This window comes from Nonomuraea monospora (assembly GCF_039531895.1).
In the GTDB taxonomy this organism is placed as follows: Bacteria; Actinomycetota; Actinomycetes; order Streptosporangiales; family Streptosporangiaceae; genus Nonomuraea; species Nonomuraea monospora.
Window position 1 is genome coordinate 276504 of record NZ_BAAAQX010000011.1, and the last position, 20677, is coordinate 297180.

General features: G+C 71.7%; 21 protein-coding genes. 15 read left to right on the forward strand and 6 right to left on the reverse strand.

Translation table 11 applies throughout. The features are described from left to right. Nucleotides 1–45: 45 nt before the first annotated feature. The gene (arfB, locus tag ABD331_RS23470) at nucleotides 46–453 is read left to right on the forward strand and encodes an alternative ribosome rescue aminoacyl-tRNA hydrolase ArfB (RefSeq protein WP_148438731.1); all 408 of its coding nucleotides are present in this window, start codon (nucleotides 46–48) and stop codon (nucleotides 451–453) included. Nucleotides 454–582: 129 nt separating this feature from the next. After that, entirely contained in the window at nucleotides 583–2286 is a 1704-nt protein-coding gene (locus ABD331_RS23475; protein ID WP_344478241.1) for a hypothetical protein, read from the forward strand. A gap of 18 nt (nucleotides 2287–2304) precedes the next feature. Here ABD331_RS23475 and ABD331_RS23480 read toward each other — a convergent pair whose 3' ends face one another. Further along, complete coding sequence (locus ABD331_RS23480) at nucleotides 2305–3105, reverse strand: SDR family NAD(P)-dependent oxidoreductase (RefSeq protein WP_344478244.1); 801 nt, start codon at nucleotides 3103–3105, stop codon at nucleotides 2305–2307. 69 nt (nucleotides 3106–3174) lie between these two features. Between ABD331_RS23480 and ABD331_RS23485 the strand changes: the two genes are divergently transcribed. Further along, nucleotides 3175–3789, forward strand: coding sequence for a TetR/AcrR family transcriptional regulator (locus ABD331_RS23485; protein ID WP_344478246.1), 615 nt, complete (start codon nucleotides 3175–3177; stop codon nucleotides 3787–3789). A 129-nt stretch (nucleotides 3790–3918) separates the two neighbouring features. Here ABD331_RS23485 and ABD331_RS23490 read toward each other — a convergent pair whose 3' ends face one another. After that, nucleotides 3919–4359 (reverse strand): NUDIX domain-containing protein, encoded by a 441-nt coding sequence (locus ABD331_RS23490; protein ID WP_344478248.1) that lies wholly within the window; start codon nucleotides 4357–4359, stop codon nucleotides 3919–3921. Nucleotides 4360–4436: 77 nt separating this feature from the next. Between ABD331_RS23490 and ABD331_RS23495 the strand changes: the two genes are divergently transcribed. After that, a complete protein-coding gene (locus ABD331_RS23495) occupies nucleotides 4437–5366 on the forward strand; it encodes an acyl-ACP desaturase (protein ID WP_148438736.1) in 930 nt (309 codons plus the stop codon). Nucleotides 5367–5578: 212 nt separating this feature from the next. After that, nucleotides 5579–6112, forward strand: coding sequence for an NADPH-dependent FMN reductase (locus ABD331_RS23500; protein ID WP_344478253.1), 534 nt, complete (start codon nucleotides 5579–5581; stop codon nucleotides 6110–6112). Nucleotides 6113–6171: 59 nt separating this feature from the next. Here ABD331_RS23500 and ABD331_RS23505 read toward each other — a convergent pair whose 3' ends face one another. From ABD331_RS23505 to ABD331_RS23515, 3 genes are all read right to left on the reverse strand, one after another. Beyond that, entirely contained in the window at nucleotides 6172–6585 is a 414-nt protein-coding gene (locus ABD331_RS23505; protein ID WP_344478255.1) for a hypothetical protein, read from the reverse strand. A 151-nt stretch (nucleotides 6586–6736) separates the two neighbouring features. Next, nucleotides 6737–7366: a hypothetical protein gene (locus ABD331_RS23510; protein ID WP_344478257.1), complete on the reverse strand. Its 630-nt coding sequence runs from the start codon at nucleotides 7364–7366 to the stop codon at nucleotides 6737–6739. A gap of 53 nt (nucleotides 7367–7419) precedes the next feature. Beyond that, the gene (locus ABD331_RS23515; RefSeq protein ID WP_344478260.1) at nucleotides 7420–8208 is read right to left on the reverse strand and encodes an HAD-IIA family hydrolase; all 789 of its coding nucleotides are present in this window, start codon (nucleotides 8206–8208) and stop codon (nucleotides 7420–7422) included. A 53-nt stretch (nucleotides 8209–8261) separates the two neighbouring features. Here ABD331_RS23515 and ABD331_RS23520 point away from each other — a divergent pair, with 53 nt between their 5' ends. The 8 genes from ABD331_RS23520 to ABD331_RS23555 all read left to right on the forward strand — a co-directional run bounded on the left by ABD331_RS23520 (nucleotide 8262) and on the right by ABD331_RS23555 (nucleotide 17156). Beyond that, a complete protein-coding gene (locus ABD331_RS23520) occupies nucleotides 8262–9452 on the forward strand; it encodes a M20 metallopeptidase family protein (protein ID WP_344478262.1) in 1191 nt (396 codons plus the stop codon). Between the two features lies 1 nt (nucleotide 9453). Next, the gene (locus ABD331_RS23525) at nucleotides 9454–10419 is read left to right on the forward strand and encodes a zinc-dependent alcohol dehydrogenase family protein (RefSeq protein WP_344478265.1); all 966 of its coding nucleotides are present in this window, start codon (nucleotides 9454–9456) and stop codon (nucleotides 10417–10419) included. A 145-nt stretch (nucleotides 10420–10564) separates the two neighbouring features. Then, nucleotides 10565–12391, forward strand: coding sequence for an ABC transporter substrate-binding protein (locus tag ABD331_RS23530; protein WP_344478267.1), 1827 nt, complete (start codon nucleotides 10565–10567; stop codon nucleotides 12389–12391). A gap of 10 nt (nucleotides 12392–12401) precedes the next feature. Next, nucleotides 12402–13412: an ABC transporter permease gene (locus ABD331_RS23535; RefSeq protein WP_344478270.1), complete on the forward strand. Its 1011-nt coding sequence runs from the start codon at nucleotides 12402–12404 to the stop codon at nucleotides 13410–13412. Then, nucleotides 13409–14308 carry an ABC transporter permease gene (locus tag ABD331_RS23540; protein WP_344478272.1) on the forward strand — a complete coding sequence of 300 codons (900 nt, stop codon included), beginning with the start codon at nucleotides 13409–13411 and terminating at the stop codon, nucleotides 14306–14308. The genes ABD331_RS23535 and ABD331_RS23540 overlap by 4 nt, the downstream gene beginning before the upstream one ends. A 3-nt stretch (nucleotides 14309–14311) precedes the next feature. Beyond that, on the forward strand, nucleotides 14312–15298 hold the full coding sequence (locus ABD331_RS23545) for an ABC transporter ATP-binding protein (protein ID WP_344478274.1): 987 nt from the start codon (nucleotides 14312–14314) through the stop codon (nucleotides 15296–15298). Beyond that, on the forward strand, nucleotides 15295–16305 hold the full coding sequence (locus tag ABD331_RS23550; protein WP_344478276.1) for an ABC transporter ATP-binding protein: 1011 nt from the start codon (nucleotides 15295–15297) through the stop codon (nucleotides 16303–16305). Before ABD331_RS23545 ends, ABD331_RS23550 begins: the two co-directional genes overlap by 4 nt. Next, nucleotides 16305–17156 (forward strand): GNAT family N-acetyltransferase, encoded by an 852-nt coding sequence (locus tag ABD331_RS23555; RefSeq protein ID WP_344478279.1) that lies wholly within the window; start codon nucleotides 16305–16307, stop codon nucleotides 17154–17156. Before ABD331_RS23550 ends, ABD331_RS23555 begins: the two co-directional genes overlap by 1 nt. Before the next feature lie 38 nt (nucleotides 17157–17194). Here the strand turns inward: ABD331_RS23555 and ABD331_RS23560 are convergent, their stop codons facing one another. After that, on the reverse strand, nucleotides 17195–18307 hold the full coding sequence (locus ABD331_RS23560) for an exo-beta-N-acetylmuramidase NamZ family protein (RefSeq protein WP_344478281.1): 1113 nt from the start codon (nucleotides 18305–18307) through the stop codon (nucleotides 17195–17197). Nucleotides 18308–18365: 58 nt separating this feature from the next. Here ABD331_RS23560 and murQ point away from each other — a divergent pair, with 58 nt between their 5' ends. Together murQ and ABD331_RS23570 are read left to right on the forward strand one after the other, a co-directional pair. Then, nucleotides 18366–19265, forward strand: coding sequence for an N-acetylmuramic acid 6-phosphate etherase (murQ, locus tag ABD331_RS23565; RefSeq protein ID WP_148438749.1), 900 nt, complete (start codon nucleotides 18366–18368; stop codon nucleotides 19263–19265). Nucleotides 19266–19294: 29 nt separating this feature from the next. Further along, entirely contained in the window at nucleotides 19295–20575 is a 1281-nt protein-coding gene (locus ABD331_RS23570; RefSeq protein ID WP_344478286.1) for a serine hydrolase domain-containing protein, read from the forward strand. The last annotated feature ends 102 nt before the right edge of the window (nucleotides 20576–20677 follow it).

The following is a 20677-nucleotide window of genomic DNA, read 5'->3' on the forward strand; positions in this document are numbered from 1 at the left end:
ACATGTCATCACAGACGCTCTCCTTGGAGAACAGGAGCTCCGCGCATGCCCGGCCCGCTGGTCGTCAACGACTCGATCGTCATCCCCGACATCGAGCTCGTCTGGCGTTTCTCCCGCTCCTCAGGCCCGGGGGGTCAGGGCGTCAACACGACGGACAGCCGGGTGGAGCTCACGTTCGACGTGGCAGGCAGCACGGCGCTGCCGCCGGCGCTGAAGGCGCGCGCCCTCGAGCGGCTCGGGTCGGACACCATCACGATCGCCGCGTCCGAGTACCGCTCGCAGCTCCGCAACCGGGAGGCCGCCGCGCACCGGCTCGCGCAGCGCCTGCGCGAGGCGATCGCCGCGCCGCCCAAGCGGCGGCGGCCGACCAAGCCGAGCCGCGGGTCCGTGGAGCGGCGGATCGCCGCCAAGAAGCACCGCTCGGACGTCAAGCGCCTGCGCCGCGACCCCTGACCCGCCGTTCTCAGCATCCGGCGTCTTCAGCATCCGGCGTTTTCAGCATCCGGCACATAAGCGGTAGGCCCTCCAACTACCCTGCTGTCACGATAAGCATCTCCCTCATCACCCTTTGTGAGGACCTTCGTGCGCCGGTCGATCCGAGCCAGCAGAAGTCTGGCGCGCCCGTACCGTGACCTGGTCTGGCTCGCCTACCTGACCCTCCCTCCCGCCATCGGCGAGGAGCGCCGGCTGGTGCTGGCGCACCGGCTGGCCGCCGCCGTGCTCGCCCGGCACTCCGCGCGCGACCAGCTCGCGCTGCGCAGGGCGCTGCTGCGCGGGGCGCTGCACCGGCTGATCCTGCCCTGGTCGGGACGGCTGGCGCGGATGGAGGCGGTGCCCGCGGTGACCCGTGGCGCCGACGTCGCCTTCACCGAGGAGCTGAACGCGTTGCGTCCGGCGGCCCGCGCGGCGTACGCGCTGCTGCGGCTGGAAGGGCGGCCCGAGGCGGAGGTGCGGGCGATCCTGGACGGCGCGCGGGTGCCGAACCCGCGAGCCGCCCTGGACGCGGTCGCCGACCTGGAGGCCAGGTTCGGCGAGGGGGCGGCCACGATGTTCCGGCCCGCCACCGACCCGACCCTGGCCCGCTGCTACGCCCGGCCGCTGGACCGGCGGGTACGGATCGGCGTCCCGGTGGTCGCGCTCTCCTGCGTGCTGACCGCGGCGGCGCTGCTGCCGCTGCTCGGCGACACCCCCAGGGCCGCCGAGGCCGCGCGCCCGCCCGCCGGGCCGCGCGCCGTCTCCGCGCCGCCCGGCGCCTGGCGCGCGGGCACCGACCTGGACCTGGCCACCTGGGAGGCCCGGGGCTCGCTCACCGGCGACCGCGCGCTGATCACGCGAGCGCTGCGGGCGTGGGGACGCGACGACGGCCAGATCCTGTACGCCGGCCGCCTCGACGGCACCACGGTCGTACTGATCCGCCACGGCGAGCAGGTCGCCCGCTACACCGAGACGGGCGGGCCCGGCGCCCTCACCGCGTTCCCCGCCCCGCGCGCCAAACCCGACGGCGCCAGCCCGCTCAAGCTCGTCACCACCGCCCAGGGCAGCCGCTACCTGCTGCCGCCGTGGGTGCGGGAGGTCTCCGCCGCGCCGCTCACCGGCGCGACCCCGAGCTGGCGGCGGGTCGGCGCCCAGGACGGCGTGACGGCGCCCGTCAAGGCGCTGCGGGGCAAGACCTGCTGGCAGGGGCCCGTGCTGCGGCTGCGGGCGCCGGAGATCGCGCACGGCATGCCGTACACGATGCTGGACTTCGGGCGGCTGTCCCTGGCCAACGCCTACTACCAGCCGCCGCCGCCCGCCGAGATCAACCGGTACGGCCCGCACGAGCTCGACACCCTGCCCGGCGGCTTCACCGTGTGGAAGGCGCTGGCGTGCGCGGTCGAGCTGCCGCAGGGCGAGCTGGAGGCGGCGACCGCGTGGGAGTTCTGGAGCGGCGGTCTGCCCGAGGGCGCGCGGGGGCGCTGGGTCTGCCTCCGGACGACCGAGGCGACCGGCGGCAGCACGGTGCGGGGCGTGCTGTTCAGCACCGCCGGCGGACGCACCTCCGCCACCCCCACCGGCACCAGGGCGAACTCGTGGGACTGCAGCCGGCTGCGCCGCGACGTGGTGTCGGGGGTCTGGTGGCGGGCGCCGTCCGGGAAGGGGTACTACGTGGCCGCCGGGAGCCGGCGGGTCGTCCAGATCACCATGGACGGGCGGGCGGTGGGCGGCACGTACGCGGTCTCCAGGAAGCGCAAGCCGGCGCTGGCGGCGGTCAACGAGCTGGGCGAGAAGGTCGAGGTGCTGCGCTGACCCCGGCGCGCACGGCGGTCAGTGCACGCCGCGGACGGTGCCGCCGTCCACCCGCAGCGTGGTGCCCGTGACGTAGCCGGCGTGCGGCCCGCTGAGGTAGAGGACCGCGGCGGCGATCTCCTCGGGCCGACCCATCCGGCCGACGTCGTTGGGCACCAGCTCCTCGATCGCGTTGCGCTCGATCAACTCCCACGTCTCACCCCACCCCCGGGCGGGCGCGAGGTCGGTCAGGAACCGCTGGACGCTGTCGACCAGGATGGCGCCCGGGGCGACGGTGTTGGCGGTGATGCCGGTGCCCTTGAGCTGACGGGCCAGGGAGACCGTCAGGTTGTGGCGGGCGGCCAGGGTGGCGTTGTAGTGCGGCAGGTCGGCGCCGGGCTGGACGGCGAGCCCGCCCCCGATCTGGATGACCCGGCCCCAGGCGCGCTCGTGCATGCGGGGCACCACGCGCAGGATCATGCGGACGGCGGAGACGACGTTGACCTCGTAGGTCCGGCTCCAGTCCGCGGGGGTGGCGTCCTTCCAGCCGCGGTGGGGGTAGGCGCCGGCGTTGTTGACCAGGATGTCGATCGGCCCGCCGGCCAGTGCGGTCTCAGCCACGGCGTCGGCTCCCTCGTCGGTGGCCAGGTCTCCGATGGCGACGCGGGCGCTGCCGCCCGCCTCCTGGATGGCCTGGGCGACGGCTTCGGTACGGGCGCGGTCGCGGCCGTGGACGACCACGTCGGCGCCCTCGGCGGCCAGCGCCTTGGCGATCGCCTCGCCCAGCCCGGAGCTGGAGCCGGTGACCAGCGCGCGCTTGCCTGTCAGTTCGAGGTCCATGGTGTGCTCGCTTCGTGTCGCAGCTATGTCTACATCTGTAGACTTCGAAACAAGTATACACTCGTAGACATGACTGACGCCGCCACCCCGCAGACCGGCAAGCGACGCCGCGACGCCGCCGCCACCCGGCAGGCCATCCTGGACGCGGCGGTCACCGCCTTCACCCGGTTCGGCTACGACGGCGTGGGGGTGCGGGACATCGCCCAGGACGCGGGCGTGACCGCGATGCTCATCAACCGCTACTTCGGCTCGAAGGAGCAGCTCTTCGCCGAGGCCGTGGACGTCTCCTTCGCACCCCGCACGGTGATCGCGGGCACGGGCGCGGACCTGCCCGCCGAGACGGCGCGGGCGCTGGTGCGGCGGACGGAGCCGGGGGCCGAGGAGCTGGGGCCGTTCCTGCTCATGCTGAGGTCGGCGGCCAGCCCGCAGGCGGCGCGGATCATGCGCGAGGCGATCGGGCGGCACGCCGGGCGGCATCTGAACGAGGAGCTGTCCGGGGCGGGGGCGGGGGTGCGGGCCGAGCTGATGCTGTCGGTGCAGGCGGGGGTGTGGCTGATGCGCAGCGTCCTGGGGACGGCGGCACTGACCGACGCGCCGCCGGACGAGCTGGCCGGGCGACTCACGGCCCTCTTCGACGTGCTGGCGAACCCGGGCGAGGCACCGGCCGACCCCGGCGAGCGCTGACAGCCTCCGGCGAGGCAATGGCCGACCCCGCATCCGGGCGTTGGCCGACCCCGGCGGCGCACCGAGCGACCCCGGCGGGCACTGAGGGCCTCTGGTGAGGCGGCAGCCGGCAGGCTGCGGCGAAGACCGTCAGCCGATGAGGCGGGGCAGGGCCGTGATGTTGGCGGAGAGGTAACCGGCCACCGCCTGCGGGATCAGGTTGCGCGAGAAGATCTCCGACCGCTCCAGCGGAACCCGCTCCACCTCGTACAGCCCACGCGAAGGATCCTCGAACTCGGGCCCGTACCGCAGCTCCAGGTCCATGGACACCAACCGGCACCCGAAGACATGTTGCGTCTTGACTTCGCCGCGCCACGGATATGAGACGCTGACCAGGAACGTCACGTCGGAGACCGTCGCACCCAGCTCCTCGAGCAGCTCGCGGTGCAGGGTGTCCTCCAGGGAGCCGTCCTCCGGCTCCACGTGGCCGCCCGGTACAGACCAGTAGCGGGCGCGGCCGGGCACTGTGCGACGGAAGAGGACCAGACGTTCGTCGTGGTCGAGTAGGACACCACGGACACTAGGTCGCATACGTACACCCTATTTGACCGGTATGTCCTTCGGGTAGCCTAACCTACGGTACCGTAACCTGAAGGAGAAGATCTTTTATGGCGATGACTCAGACGGAGCTCCTCCACGCCCTCGAGCCGGTTGTGGAGGTGGAGCTCAACCGCCACGAGAAGGTGGCGAAGGAGTGGTTCCCGCACGAGTACATCCCGTGGAGCGAAGGCCGCAACTTCGACGGCATCTACGGGGGCGAGGCGTGGGAGGAAGGGCACTCCAGAATCCCGGAAGCGGCGCGCGTATCGCTCATCGTCAACCTCCTGACCGAGGACAACCTGCCCAGCTACCACCACGAGATCGCCACCACGTTCGGCCGCGACGGCGCCTGGGGCACCTGGGTGCACCGCTGGACCGCCGAGGAGGACCGGCACGGCACCGCCCTGCGCGACTACCTCACCGTCACCCGCGCCGTGGACCCGGTGGCGCTGGAGCGCGCCCGCATGGCGCACATGGAGAGCGGCTTCATGACGGAGTACGACACGATGCTCCAGCAGCTCGCGTACGTCTCCTTCCAGGAGCTCGCCACCCGCATCGCGCACCGCAACACCGGCAGGGCGTCCGGCGAGGAGGGCTGCGAGCGGCTGCTGGCCAGGATCGCCGCCGACGAGAACCTGCACATGCTCTTCTACCGCAACCTGCTCAAGGCGGCGTTCGAGCTCGACCCGAACCAGACCATGCGCGCGGTGACCGACGTGGTGACCACCTTCCAGATGCCCGGCCAGGGCATGGACGGCTTCGCCCGCAAGGCGATGATCATCGCCAACGAGGGCATCTACGACCTGCGCCTGCACCTGGACGACGTGCTCATGCCGGTGCTGCGTCAGTGGTCGGTGTTCGACAAGACCGGGCTGGACGCCGAGGGCGAGAAGGCGCGTCTGGAGCTGTCGGAGTTCCTGGAGCGGACGGACGCCACGGCCGCCAGGTTCGTGGAGCGCCGCGAGGAGCGCCGCGCCCGCGCCGCCGCCCGCCAGTAACCGCACCAGGCACCCCACCCGTCAGCCCGTAAACCGGCACCCGGCGCAGCAGGAAGCCCCCCAGCGCCGGTGGTCCCCCCGCCTCGCGCCGGCGGGGCGCCGTGATGGGAGGGGGCGGCAAGGTCTGTGCGCCTCTTGACCCGGAGATGGTCTTGGACATCCAAGACATCGGGCAGGTTCCCGGTAACACCGGAACCCCTGGGGAGCAGAGGGTGAAAATCATCGGGATCGCCGCCAGCCTCCACGCGGGGTCATTCATCACCAGATTGCTGGACGCGGCGGGCGGCGAGTTGCCGCCCGGCGTCGGCTTCGAGGTGTGGCGGGGAATGGGCGAGATCCCGGCCTACCGCCCGGGACCCGTCCCGGCGCCGGCGAGGGACCTGGTCACGCTGGTCGCGGGCGGTGACGCGGTCCTGCTGACCGCGCCCGAGCACAGCCTGCTGCCGCTGGAGCTGATGCACGCGCTGGACTGGATGGCCGCCAGGGACGGCCTGTCGGGCAAGCACGTGGCGGTGATGAGCGCGAGCGCGCGGGCCTGCGGGGCCATGTGGGCGCAGGCGGAGCTGTACAAGCAGCTGCTGGGCGCGGGCGCGGTCGTGATGGGCGCCGAGCTGGTGATCTCACCGATCTGGCCGCACTTCGATGAGGACGGCCGTTTGGCCGCCCCCGCCCTGCGCGCCCAGGTACGCGACGTGGTCCGCCAGTTGTGCCCGGCCGAGGTGATGGAGCCCGCGCTCTCCCTCTGAAAGCCACCTCCGGCCCTTCGCGAGATTCAGGCGGTCACTCCTTCGTGAGACGAAGCCGGTCACTCCTTCGCGGGGTTGAGCCGGTCGAGCTTGATGGCCAGGTCCATGACCTCCGAGCGCAAGAAGTTGAACTCGTGCTCGATCTCCGACCGGATGACCGAGAACTCGGCGGCGATCTCCTCCCCCACCTTGCCTTCCTCGCCGTGCACGCCCCGGGCGACCCGGGGCGCTGACACCGCTCTCCTGACCCCCTCGACCTCGGTGCCGACCGCCGCCACCTCCTCCCCGAGCCCGCTGCGGGCCTCGGCGAGCTCGGCTCTCAGGGCGGCCATCTCCGCATGCAGCTTCTTCGACCGGTCGATGACCTCGCGCAGGAGCTCCTCCTGCTGGCGCGACTCCCTGACCTGCTCGGTCGTCGCCTCAAGGTCCTCGACACGGAGTTTCAGATCGAGGATCTCCGCCCTTATGTCCACGCGCTCCTGCCTTTTCTTGCTGTACGGACTCGCGTCAGAACATCGTCGCAGGCCGTCAAGGTCCTTGTGGGGCAGGAGGAGAAACGCGGGTGTGGTTCTTTCCACCTGACCGCCCGGCCCCGGTAAACAGGCATACGCGGGGGAGAATCCTCTACCCCTGGCGGCGGTCCTCGATCTCCCACAGGTGGTCGGCGACGTGCCAGACGATGCGGCGCAGCGCGTAGCGGGGCGGCCAGCCGGTGCTCGGCGGCGGCTCCCAGGGGCGCGACAGGACCTGTGCCAGCTCGGCCCGCATCGCGTCGCGGTCCTCGACCGACTTGTACGGCTTGTGCCGCACGCCGGCCTTCCTGGCGAAGGCGCGCTCGGCGTCCGTCACGTGATCGACGATCTTCGTCCGGTCCCGTCCACCGCCGCGCGGCCCCTTGCGCAGGTCCTCCGGCGAGCCGGCGGCGACCTCGTCGAACAGCTCCCAGGCGGCGCGCATCAGGGCGACCGAGCGCTCGGCCTCGGCGGCCGTCAGCGGCTCCAGGTCGAGGCCGGGCACCTCGTACGGCACGCCGAAGTCGGTCGTCGAGGTGCCCCGCACCCGGGCCACGACCTCGGGCTCGCCGGGCTCGAACGGCAGGCCGGCCCGTTCGGCGATCACGCGGTAGCGGGGCACGTAGTCGGCGAGCCGGTCGAGCGCGGGTTCCTCGCCCTTGTCGATCCGGCACCAGCCGGGCCAGTCGAGCGAGCAGGCGAACACCTTCTTGGGGCCGATCTCCAGGTAGACACGGGTCATGGAACCGAGCCTGCCAGACGTACCTGTCAGCGGCCGTCAGGTACGCGGCGAGGTCAGATGAGGTCGATGAGGTCCGCCACGGAGTCGACGACCAGGGAGGGCCGGTAGGGGAAGCGGTCGATCTCGTGACGCTGGGTGACGCCCGTGAGCACGAGGATCGTGAACAGCCCCGCCTCCATGCCCGAGACGATGTCGGTGTCCATCCGGTCGCCGATCATGGCCGTGGTCTCGCTGTGCGCCTCGATCTCGTTCAGCGCGCTGCGCATCATGCGCGGGTTGGGCTTGCCCACGAAGTACGGCTCGACCCCGGTGGCCTTGGTGATCATGGCGGCCACGGCGCCGCAGGCGGGCAGGGAGCCCTCGGTGGAGGGGCCGATCGGGTCGGGGTTGGTGGCGATGAAGCGGGCGCCGCCCTCGATGAGCCGGATGGCGCGGGTGATCTGGGTGAAGCTGTAGGTGCGGGTCTCGCCGAGCACCACGTAGTCGGGGTCGAGGTCGGTGAGCACGTAGCCGACCTCGTGCAGCGCCGTGGTCAGGCCGGCCTCGCCGATCACGTACGCCGAGCCGCCGGCGCGCTGGTCGTCCAGGAACTGGGCGGTGGCCAGGGCGGAGGTCCAGATGGACTCGGGCGGCACGGCGAGGCCCGCGCCCGCCAGGCGGACCGACAGATCGCGCTGGGTGTAGATCGAGTTGTTGGTCAGCACCCGGAACCTCTTGCCGGAGTCGCTGAGCCGCTTGATGAATTCGTCCGCACCTGGGACCGGCCGTCCCTCGTGGACGAGGACGCCGTCCATGTCGGACAACCAGGAGTCGATCCGCTTACGCTGAGTCACGCGGCCCATCGTACCGAGCGCGCCTTATCGACTTCCCGCCCGGCACATGAACAATGTTCCTCATGTCGTTCACTGAATCCGCCCAGGACATGCGGGACGAGCTGGTCCAGCTCCGGCACTCGCTGCACACCACCCCCGAGCTGGGGCTCCACCTGCCGCGCACCCAGGAGAAGGTGCTCGCGGCGCTGGAGGGGCTCCCCCTGGAGATCAAGACGGGCACCGCGCTGAGCTCCGTCACCGCCGTGCTGAGGGGCGGCAGGCCCGGCCCCGCCGTGCTGTTGCGGGGCGACATGGACGCCCTGCCCGTGACCGAGAAGAACGACCTCTCCTACGTCTCCCAGCTTCCCGGCCAGATGCACGCCTGCGGCCACGACCTGCACACCGCGATGCTGGCGGGGGCGGCGCACCTGCTGAGCGCGCGGCGCGAGGAGCTGGCCGGCGATGTGATCTTCATGTTCCAGCCGGGCGAGGAGGGGCATGAGGGCGCCAAGTACATGATCGAGGAGGGCGTGCTGGACGCCGCCGGCGCGCGGCCGGTGGCGGCGTACGGCATGCACGTGGTGTCGGCGATGTTGCCGCCTGGGCTGTTCGCGTCGCGGCCGGGGCCGATCATGGCGGCGGCCGACACGTTCAGGGTGACGGTGAAGGGGCGGGGCGGCCACGGTTCGAGCCCGCACCGCTCGCTGGACCCGATCCAGGCGGGCTGCGAGATGGTGGCGGCGCTGCAGACGATGGTGACCAGGACGTTCGACGTGTTCGACCCGGTCGTGGTGACGGTGGGCAGCTTCCACGGCGGGTCGGCGGACAACGTGATCCCCGACGAGGCCAAGTTCGAGGCCACGGTGCGCACGTTCAGCAAGGAGAACAGGACGCTGGTCAAGCGGCGGCTGGTGGAGGTCGTGCAGGGTATCGCGGCGGCGCACGGGCTGCAGGTGGAGCCGTCGTTCGGGATGGGCTACCCGGTGACGGTGAACGACGGGGACGAGGCGGGGTTCGTCGGCAGGACGGCCGACGAGCTGTTCGGGCCAGGGCGGTACTTCGTCTCGCCGCAGCCGGTGATGGGGTCTGAGGACTTCTCGTACGTGCTGGAGAACGTGCCAGGCGCGTTCGTGTTCCTGGGGGCGTGCCCGTCGGACCGGGATCCGGCGACGGCCCCGTACAACCACTCCCCCGAGGCGATCTTCGACGACTCGGTGCTGCCCGACGGGGCGGCGCTGTACGCCCAGCTCGCGTACGCGCGGCTGTCGGCCTGACGTGCGCGCCTGGGTGGTCGGGCGGCCGGGCTCGATGGCGTCGGGGCCTCTGGAGCTCGTCGAGCGGGAGGCGCCCGAGCCGGGGCCCGGCGAGGTGCTGGTGAAGGTGGAGGCGTGCGGCGTGTGCCGTACGGACCTGCACCTGGCGGAGGGCGACCTGGAGCCGCGCCGCCCCCGCACCACGCCCGGCCACCAGGTGGTCGGCAGGGTGGTGGCGACCGGCGAGCGGGTGGGCGTGGCGTGGCTGCGCTCCACCTGCGGCACGTGCCGGTACTGCCTGCGGGGTATGGAGAACCTGTGCCCCCAGTCGACCTACACGGGGTGGGACGCGGACGGCGGGTACGCCGAGTACGTCGCCGCGCCCGCCGACTATGTCTATCCCCTGCCCGGCGACCGGCCGGCCGAGGAGCTGGCGCCGCTGCTGTGCGCCGGGATCATCGGCTACCGGGCGCTGGCCAGGTGCGACCTGCCGCCGGGCGGCAGGCTGGGCATCTACGGCTTCGGGGCGTCGGCGCACCTGACGGCGCAGGCGGCGATCGCCCAGGGCGCCGTGGTGCACGCGGTCAGCAGGTCGGCGGCGTCGCGGGAGCTGGCCCTGGAGCTGGGGGCGGCCTCGGCGGGCGACAGGCCGCCGGAGCCGCTGGACGCGGCCATCCTGTTCGCGCCGGTGGGCGACCTGGTGCCGCCGGCGCTGGAGGCCCTCGACAGGGGCGGGACGCTCGCCGTGGCGGGCATCCACCTCACCGACATCCCGGCGCTGAACTACGAGCGGCACCTGTTCCAGGAGCGCACGCTGCGCAGCGTGACGGCCAACACCAGGGCCGACGGGCGGGCCTACCTGGAGCTGGCCCTGGCGCATCCGCCGCGCGTGACGACGGCGCCGTACCCGTTCGAGGAGGCCGGCCGGGCGCTGAGCGATCTGGCCGCCGACCGGGTGAACGGGGCAGCCGTCCTGATCATGGGCTGAACAGGCACTTGATGGAGATAAGCACCAGTCCATACACTCATGAAGGAAAGTTACATTAGCCTCACAACCTCTGGAGATTATTGACGCTGATCGGACGCGATCGTAATGTCCGGTCAATCCCTAGAGACATCCCCCGGAGCGGCAAATGAAGCGACTGGCAGCGGTAGTGGCGTTGCTGGGCCTTGCCTCCGCGACTGCGGCGTGCAGCGGCGGTGGTACGACCAACACATCCGGCTCGGGCGGCGGTGGCGGCGGCGGGCTCTTCACCACGATCGACGTGACCAGGCCGGGCCTCGACGCATCGGGCCCCGCCAACCCCTGGGCCCCGAAGGGCAACTCCTTCCTGGGCTACAACGCGATGAAGCTGGGCTGGGTCAAGAACCACCTGACCGATCCCAACCAGTTCTACCCGGGTATCGCGGCCAAGTGGGAGATCGCGCCCGACAACTCCTCGATCACCATCCACCTGCAGCCGAACGGCAAGTGGTCCGACGGCAAGCCCGTCGTCGCCGAGGACGTGCGCACCTCCATCGGCCTGGCCTACACCACCGGCAGCACCGCCTTCGCGATCACGCCGGGCGCCGCGGGCGCGGCGGCCGAGGTCACCGTCGTGGACGACAAGACGGTCAAGGTCACCCAGGACATGTCGAACCCGAGCATGAAGTTCGCCCGGGGCGTCATGGACACCTGGGTCGTGCCGGCGCACGTCTGGGGCAGCATCCTGCCCGCCAACTTCTGGGACACGCTCAAGACCTCCAGGGGCGACGGCGCCGACGCCGAGAAGGCCCGCGAGGAGGTCCTCGCCCTCGGCCAGAAGGTGCTCGCCTTCGCGCCGCCCAAGGACGTCTCCGCCGGCCCGTTCGTGCTGGAGCGGGTCAACCCGGGCGAGGCGCTGCTGCTGAAGAACAAGAACTTCTACAACGCCGCGAACGTGGCGCCCGACCAGGTCAAGTTCCTCAACTACAGCGGCAACGAGCAGATCTGGAACTACCTGAGCGCCGGCAAGCTCGACCACTCCGGCTTCGTGGCGGCCCCGGCCGACGTGATGAACCGGATCAAGCAGGCGCCCGGCTCCAACACCATCAAGGGCTTCTCGCCCGTCGCCGTCGGCATGGCGTTCAACCAGTCCAAGAAGCCGTACGACAACGTGCACGTGCGCCGCGGCCTGGCCTACCTCATCGACCGCGACCAGGTCACCAAGGTCGCCTCGCCCGAGGGCGGCACGCCGGCCGTGACGACCTCCGGCATCCACCAGAAGCCCGCGCAGGAGTGGATCGGCGCCGAGCTGAACAACCTGGAGCCGTACAAGCACGACGCGGCCAAGGCCGAGGCGGAGTTCAAGGAGGCCGGCCTGCAGAAGAAGGACGGCAAGTGGGCGCTGGCCGACGGCTCGCCGTGGAAGGTCACGATGACCGCGCCGTCCGGCTTCTCCGACTGGATCTCCGCGCAGGAGAACATCAAGAGCCAGCTCGTCGAGAACGGCGTGGACGCCGAGGTCGTCACCGTCGCCGACTACCCCGTCTACCTGGAGGAGATCGCCGCCGGCAAGTACGACGTGGGCTTCTGGCTGATGGCGCTCGGCCCCGCGCCGTACGACATCTACCAGCGCCTCTACGGCGTCTCCAACGGCTGGTCCAACGTCGCCGGCAAGGTCAAGCACAGTGAGCCCGGCAAGGCCGGCAACTGGATGGGCGGCGCCGAGGAGATCGACGTCGAGGGCGTCGGCAAGGTCAACCCCGGTGAGCTGACCGCCAAGCTGAACGCCGCCTCCGCCGAGGACGCCAAGCCGATCATGACGCAGCTCGCCAAGACCGCCAACCAGGATCTGCCGGTCATCCAGCTCTGGGACTACGTGAACACCCAGTTCACCAACACCGCCCGCTTCACCGGCTGGCCCGAGCAGGACAGCGACCTGCTGCGCCTGACGGCCGGAGTCTGGATCCAGCTCGGCATGATCAAGGCCAAGCAGTAAGAAAGAACGTATGACGATCATCGCACGGCGACTCGCGGGCCACCTGGCCCGCGGTGTCGTCATGATCCTCGTCGTCGCCACGATCACCTTCTTCATCGTCAGGAGCATCCCCGGCGACCCCGTGGCGGCGAACGTGCAGAAGCTCATCGAGCAGGGCATGTCGCCCGAGGCGGCCGAGCAGGCCACCCGCGTGCTGTACGGCTTCCAGCCCAAGGGCTCGCTGTGGGAGCAGTACACCGACTACCTCGGCGGCCTGTTCACCTTCGACCTGGGCCAGTCCGTCACCCACGCCGGCGCGCCGGTCACCGACGTGCTGGCCGAGGCGGCCAAGTGGACCGTTCTACCGGTGCTGGCGGGGACGCTGCTGAGCTTCCTGGTGGGCATCATCCTGGGCGTCTACGCGGCCATCAAGCGCACCGGCAAGCTGGGCGACGTGCTGGCGATCTCCGGGTCGCTGCTGCACGGCGTGCCGCAGTACGTCCTCGGGCTGCTGCTCGGCGCCATCTTCGCGACGCTGATCCCGATCCTGCCCGAGGGCGGCCCGGTGGACATCCTGTACGAGCCGGGGTTCAACGCCGGTTACCTGGCCTCGCTGTTCGACCACGCGGTGCTGCCGGTGGCGACGTACGCGCTGGCCGCGTACGGCGGGTGGATCCTGGCGATGAAGTCGAGCGTCGTCACGGTGCTCGGCGACGACTTCATCCTGGCGGCCGAGCTGCGCGGGATGAAGCGCTCGATCATCTTCAGGTACATCGCGCGCAACGCGATCCTGCCGCTGTTCACGATCCTGGCGCTCTCGCTCGGCCTGCTGCTGGGAGGCGCCGTGTTCATCGAGCGCATCTTCAACTATCCCGGGCTCGGGCTGCTGCTCATCGAGAGCATCACGATGCGCGACTACGCGCTGATGGGCGGCGCGTTCCTGATCATCACGGTGGCCATCATCGTCGCGAACATCGTCGCCGACCTGTTCTACAGCGTCATCGACCCGCGGGTCCGCAGCGGGGAGGAGGTGTCGGCATGAGCGTGCTCCTGGAGAGCTCCTCGACGAGCGCCGCCATGCGCCGCAACTTCTGGGCGGGCGTGTGGCGGGTGATGAAGCGCAAGCCCAGCCGCCTGGTGGGCGCGGTGCTCATGGCGGGCTTCGCGTTCATGGGCGTGTTCGGGCCGATGTTCTACCCGGACCCGCTGCCCCGCGACCCGAACATGATCATCAAGCCGCCGAGCTGGGAGCACTGGCTGGGCACCGACGACCAGGGCCGCGACGTGATCGCGCTGGTGGTCACCGGCTCCCGGTACGTGCTGCTGGCCGCCCTCGTGACGGCCGTCATCACCGTGGTGGTGGGCACCGGCATCGGGCTGTTCTCCGGCTTCAAGCGGGGCCGCTGGGACACCGTCCTGATGCGGCTCACCGACATGAAGCTGACCATCCCCGGCCTGCCGCTGCTGCTGGTGCTGTCCACGGTGTGGAAGTTCAACAGCGCCGTGCAGATGGGATCGGTCCTGGGGCTGCTGAGCTGGGGCGGCGTGGCCAGGGCCGTGCGGTCGCAGACATTGTCCCTGCGCGAGCGGGGGTTCATCGAGGCGGCGCGCGGGCTGGGCCTGTCCACCAGGCACATCGTGGGCAAGGAGCTGCTGCCGAGCATGGCGCCGTACATCGCGATGAACATGCTCATCGCGATCACCGCCGGTGTGTACGCGCAGGTGGGGCTCTTCTTCCTGGGCGTCCTGCCGTACGAGTCGAACAACTGGGGCCAGATGCTGAACACGGCCGTGTTCCGCTCCGGCGCCCTGACCGTCCCCAGCGCGCTGGGGTACCTGCTGGGGCCGCTGCTGGCGATCCTGCTGCTGACGCTGGCCATCGTGCTCGTGGTGGACGCGATGGACGAGATCTTCAACCCCCGGCTGCGCGAGGAGTAGGCAGTGGTCAAGCAAGCGCCGGGAGTGCGCATCGGCGGCCTCACGGTCGTCTACAAGACCCCGGCGGGCGAGCTGCCCGCCGTCCGCGACGTCAGCCTGACGCTGGAGCCAGGGACGATCACCGGCATCGTCGGCGAGTCCGGCTCCGGCAAGTCGACGCTGGCGCTGTCGCTGCTCAACGCCGTCCAGCCGCCCGGCAGGATCGCGGCGGGCAGCGTGGAGATCGACGGGCTCGGCGACGTGGCCGGGCTGCGCGGCGAGGAGCTGCGCAAGGCCAGGGGCAAGCACATCGGGTACGTCTTCCAGGCCGCCCAGAACTCCCTGAACCCGCTCAAGACGGTCGGCAAGCAGTTGCTGGACCTGGGCCGCTCGCACGGCGTGGACGACCTGCGCGGCCTGGTGCGCGAGGCCAGGGAGCTGCTGGGCAGGATGGGCCTGGACGGCGCCCGGGTGCTGGACTCGCACCAGCACGAGCTGTCCGGCGGCATGCGCCAGCGCGTCGGCATCATGCTGGCCCTGGTGCTCAACGCGCACCTGGTGGTGCTGGACGAGCCGACGACCGCGCTCGACATGATCACCCAGGCGAACATCTTGAAGATCGTCCGCGAGGTGCACGCGGAGCGCGGCCTGACGACGCTGGTCATCACGCACGACATCGGCGTGGTCGCCGAGGTGGCCGACCGGCTGGCCGTCATGTACGGCGGCCGCCTGGTCGAGCAGGGCCCCACCAGGCAGGTGCTCGGCCGGCCCCGGCACCCGTACACGCAGGGCCTGATCAGGGCCATCCCCCGCCTCGTCGGCGACATCGACGAGGCGCGGGCGCTGCCCGGCCGGCCGCCGACGCTGGCGACCGTGCCGAAGCAGGGCTGCGTGTTCAGGGAGCGCTGCCCGCTGCGCATGGACGTGTGCGACACCGTGGACCCCGAGGCCGTCGCCGACGGGCCCAGGACCGTGGCCTGCCACGCCGTGACCGTGAAGGAGCATGCATGATCACCGGAACCGGGGTCGTCAAGACCTTCAAGCAGCGGGGCAAGCTGCTCGGGGCCCGCGAGGTGCGGGCGCTGCGGGGCGTGGACTTCGCCATCCCCAAGGGCGGCGCGGCCTCGTTCATCGGCGAGTCCGGATGCGGGAAGACGACGCTGGGGCGGATCATCGCGGGGCTGGAGTCGTACGACGAGGGGGAGATCGCCATCGACGGCGTCTCCCTGTCGGAGCTGAAGCCCAAGCAGCGCCAGCCGCACTTCCGCAAGATCCAGATGATCCACCAGGACCCGTACTCGGCGCTCAACCCGACCAGGACCATCCACCAGACGCTGCACGCGCCGCTGACCCTGCGCGCCAGGCAGACGGGGCGCTCGCGGCAGTGGATCGACGAGCGGGCGGCCGAGGTGCTGTCGCTGGTCGGCCTGGACCCGGGCACGGTGCTGTCGCGCTACCCGCACCAGCTCTCGGGCGGCATGCGGCAGCGCGTGGTCATCGCCCGCGCGCTGACCGTCGACCCGGAGATGCTGGTCGCCGACGAGGCCGTCTCGATGATCGACGTCTCGCTCCGGCTGGGCATCCTGGCGCTGCTGAAGGACCTGCGCGAGCGGCTGGGCGTCAGCGTGCTGTTCATCACGCACGACGTGGCCACCGCCCGCTACATCGGCGGCGACGGCGAGCTCTACGTGATCTACCGGGGCCAGGTCGTCGAGCGCGGCCCGGTGGACACGATCATCGCCGACCCCGTGCACCCGTACACGCAGTCGCTGTTGTCGGCCATCCCGGTGCTGCACGGCCTTGAGCAGCCGGGCGAGCAGCCCGTGGTGCCGCTGGAGTCGCTGGACGAGAGCCAGTCGGACGAGGGCTGCCTGTTCGCCCGCCGCTGCCCGTTCCAGGGCGAGCGGTGCGCGGACGAGCGTCCGCTGCTGCAGATCACCGACGGCGTCCCGCAGGAGCACGCGTGCTTCTACCCCGAGCGGCGCAGCGTGATCGCCCGCCCGATGAGCGAGGTCTGATGTCCCGCGTCCGGGCGGCGGAGCTCGCCGGAGCGGCCGGGATCGCCGAGGCCGCGCTGACGCTCGACGCCGGGGAGGGGGCCGCCCTGGTCGGGCACCTGTCGCGCCCGCCCGCCGGGCGGCGGTGGACGGCGCTGGCCGTGGACGGCGGCGTGGTGATGGCCTCCGTGTCGGAGCAGGATCCGGAGATCGGGCACCTCGACCTGCTCGCCGTGCACCCGGACGCCAGAGGCGAGGGGCGCGGCAGGACGCTGGTGCGCGCGGCCGAGGAGTGGCTGCGCGAGCAGGGGGCGCGCCAGGCCCGCTTCGCCGGGAACCCGCCCTGCTACGCCTGGCCCGGCATCGACGTGCGCTACACCGCCGCCGCCTGCCTGGCCGAGAGCCTCGGCTACGAGCGCTACCACGTGGCCTGGAACATGACGGCCGACCTGGGCGTGGACCTGTCCACCGAGGACGAGGTGGCGCGGCTGGAGAAGGCGGGCGTCACCGTGCGCGCCGCCGGCGAGGACCGTGAGCGGGTGGCCGCGTTCGTCGGGGAGCACTGGAACGAGCGGTGGGCCTGGGAGGCCTCCACCGGGGCCGGGCTGCACTACGCCGAGCGCGACGGCGAGATCCTCGGCTTCGCCGCCTGGGGCTCGCGGCCCGCCTGGTTCGGGCCGATGGGCACCGCCCCCGGCGCGCGCGGGCTCGGCCTGGGCCGGGTGCTGCTGCGCAGGTGCCTGGCCGAGCAGCGGGCCGCCGGGCAGGACAGCGCCCAGATCGGATGGGTGGGGCCGTTGCGGTTCTACTCGCGCGCCGTGGGCGCGCGAGCGGAACGCGTCTTCTGGCTCTACCGGCGCGATCTGGCGTGATGGCCTCAGCGGTAGAGCGGCGATCCCACGGGACGGCCTCAGCGGTAGAGCAGCGGCCCTTCTGGACGGCCGGGCGGCGGGCACAGTTCGCGCGGGTCGGCCCCCGCGTCCAGGCACCTGATCAGGGTGTCGGACCCCCACAGGTGGTGCAGGAACAGGTCAGGGCCTTCCCAGCGCAGGTCGTCCGGATAGAGGGTGCGGGCCACGTGCAGGAGCGACAGGCCCGTCAGCACCGGCCTGAACGCGTCACGGTCGTGCACGTGGAGCTGCACCCCGCGCACGGGGACGCCGGCGTGCTTGTGGAACGTCGGCGTGAACCACGCCTCCCTGAACCGCACCCCCGGCAGGCCCAGCCCGTTCAGCGCGGGGGCGAGCCGCGCGTCGGCGTACGGCGCCCCGATCAGCTCGAACGGCCTGGTCGTGCCGCGCCCCTCGGAGAAGTTCGTGCCCTCGACGAGGCCGGTGCCCGGATAGACCAGCGCGGTGTCCGGGGTCGGCATGTTGACCGAGGGCATCACCCAGGGCAGCCCCGTCGCGGCGTACGTCATGTCACGCCGCCAGCCCTCCATCGTGACGACCGTCAGGTCCACGCCGAGCCCGAACAGCCCGGCCAGCTCCCCCGCCGTCCTGCCGTGCCTGATCGGCAGCGGGAAGCGGCCCACGAAGCTGGCGAACGCCGGGTCGAGCGGCGGCCCCTCCACGACCGTCCCGCCCAGTGGGTTCGGCCGGTCCAGCACCACGAAGCGCAGGCCGAGCCGGGCGGCCGACTCCATCAGGTCGTACATCGTCCAGACGTAGGTGTAGAAGCGGGCGCCCACGTCGGCGATGTCGAAGACCAGCGTGTCCACGCCGGCGGACGCCACCACGCGGTCCAGCTCCTCCCCGGACAGCTCGTAGGTGTCGTGCACCGGCAGCCCCGTCCGCTCGTCCACGGCGTCGCCCTCGGACCCGGCCGCCTGCGCGGTGCCGCGCATGCCGTGCTCGGGGCCGAACAACGCGGTCAGTTTCACCCCCGCGGCCAGCAGGGCGTCGGCTGTGGGGGTCAGGTCGGGCAGGACTCCGGTGGGGTTGGTGACCAGGCCGAGGCGGGTGCCCCCCGCGAGGGCGGGATCCCTGGCCAGCCGTTCTGCTCCGGTTCTTACGTGTGGCATGGAACCCATTGTCTGAAAGATATTTACAAGAGAGAAGTTGAGGGTGGAAATTAGCAACATGATTGATCCGCTCCCCGAGCCGTCCACCGAGCAGAGCGATCCCCGCTACAGCCAGATCGACCGGCTGCCGACCGACCGGATCGCCCGCCTGATGAACCAGGCCGACGCCGCCGTGCCCGCCGCCGTGGCGGTGGCCATCCCGGCGATCTCGGCCGCCATCGACGCCATCGCCGAACGGATGGCCGCCGGAGGGCGGCTCTTCTACGTCGGCGCCGGCACGTCGGGGCGGCTGGCCGTGCTCGACGCCAGCGAGTGCCCGCCCACCTTCGGCACCGACCCGTCGCTGGTGCAAGGCGTGATCGCGGGCGGGCTCGACGCGCTCACCCGATCCGTCGAGGGGGCCGAGGACGACGCCGAGGCCGGCGCCGCCGCACTGAAGGACCTGGAGGTGGGACCGCTCGACTCGGTGGTGGGCGTGTCCGCCAGCGGGCGGGCCCCTTTCGTGCTGGGCGCGCTGGCGGAGGCCACGGCCCGCGGCGCGCTCACCGTCGGCCTGTCGTGCAATGACGACGCGCCGCTGTCGGCCGCTGCCGAGCACGCCATCGAGGTGGTCGTCGGGCCCGAGCTGGTGACCGGCTCCACCCGGCTGAAGGCCGGCACGGCGCAGAAGCTCGTGCTGAACATGATCTCCACCATCTCGATGGTCAAGCTGGGCCGCACGTACGGGAACAAGATGATCGAGATGTCGGCCATGAACAGCAAGCTCGCCGGGCGGGCCATGCGCATCGTCGCCGACATCACCGGGGCCGACCGCGAGACGGCGGGCGCGGCGCTGGACGCGGCAGGAGGGCAGGCCAAGGTCGCGGTGCTGATGATCCAGCACGGGCTCGACGCCGACGGCGCCCGGGCGCTGCTGGAGTCGCACGGCGAACGCCTCAGCGACGCGCTCAGCGGCTGACCGCTCGGGGTGCGGGGTCGGGGTACGGGATGGGGCGACGGGGTGAGGGGGACGGGCTGGAGACCATCGGCGAGGGCGACGGGCTGGACGCCATCGCGGCCGGCGAGGCGGTGAGCGGCCCGCTGGGGGCTGTGAGCGGCCCGCTGCAGGCGAAGGGCGGCCCGCTGGGGGCGATCCTGGCGGACGCGGTGCCGCGGGTGTGCGCCGCCGCGGTCGCGTCGATCGCCGTGGACGGGGCCGTGGTGGCCACGGCCGCCGCCGGGGAGCTCGTCCGCTACGCCGACGCCCACGGGAACCTCGCGCCCGAACGCCCGTCCGCGAACGCCTGCTCCATCTTCGACCTGGCCTCGATCAGCAAGCTCTTCACCACGGTCGTGCTGCTGTCGCTGGCCGAGGAGGGGCGGCTGGGCCTCGACGAGCCGGTCGCCCGCTGGATCGGCGGGACCGACCCGCGCATCACGCCGCGCCGCCTGCTCACCCACACGGCTGGCCTGCCCCCGACCCGCCGGATCGACAGGGAACTGCCCGGCGCGGACGCCGCGACCCGGATGGCGGCCATGGTGCGCACGCCGATCACCCACCCGGTCGGCGGGCCGTACCTGTACAGCGACGTCGGCATGGTGATGGCGGGCCGGCTGGCCGAGCTGGCAGGCGACGCGCCGCTGGACGAACTCGTCCGCGCCAGGATCACCGACGTGCTCGGGCTCGCGGACACGTGCTACCGTCCCGCCGCCGTGGATCGCGTCGCGGCAGCCGAGTTCACGTCTGACCGGCCCGCCGTCGTGGATCGCGTCGCGGCAGCCGAGTCCACGCCTGACCGGCCCGCCGTCGTGGATCGTGTCGCGGCGACCGAGTGGAAGGCCGACCGGCCCGGCGCCGGGCAGGGCTGTGTGCGGGGCGAGGTGCACGACGAGACCGCGTACGCGCTGGGCGGCGTCGCCGGTCACGCCGGGGTGTTCGCCACCGCCGCGGACCTCCTGACGTTCGGCGAGACGCTGCGGCGCGGCGGCGAGCCCGTGCTGAGCCCGGCCGGCGTGGCCGAGATGACCCGCGATCAGGGGGCGAAGGGCGCGCCCTTCCGGCACGGGCTGGGCGTGCGCATCGGCGACCCCGGCCTCGTCGGCCCGCTGCGCGACGCGTACGGCCACTCGGGCTTCACCGGCACGTCCCTGGTGATCGACCCCGCCCATCGCCTCACCGTCGTGCTGCTGACGAACGCGGTGCATCCCGTACGGGGCCGCGACGGCATCAGGGAGCTGCGGCACGCGGTGGCTTCCGAGGCGCTGCGGCTGGTTGACCTCACCCGTTGACGGCTGGTAATTGGCGCACCACAAATAGCTTATTGCTCGCGCTCGAAACTGTGTGTGAAGGTAAAAGTGAGGCGGCCGTGAGAAACGGGGCGTCGTCTCGCA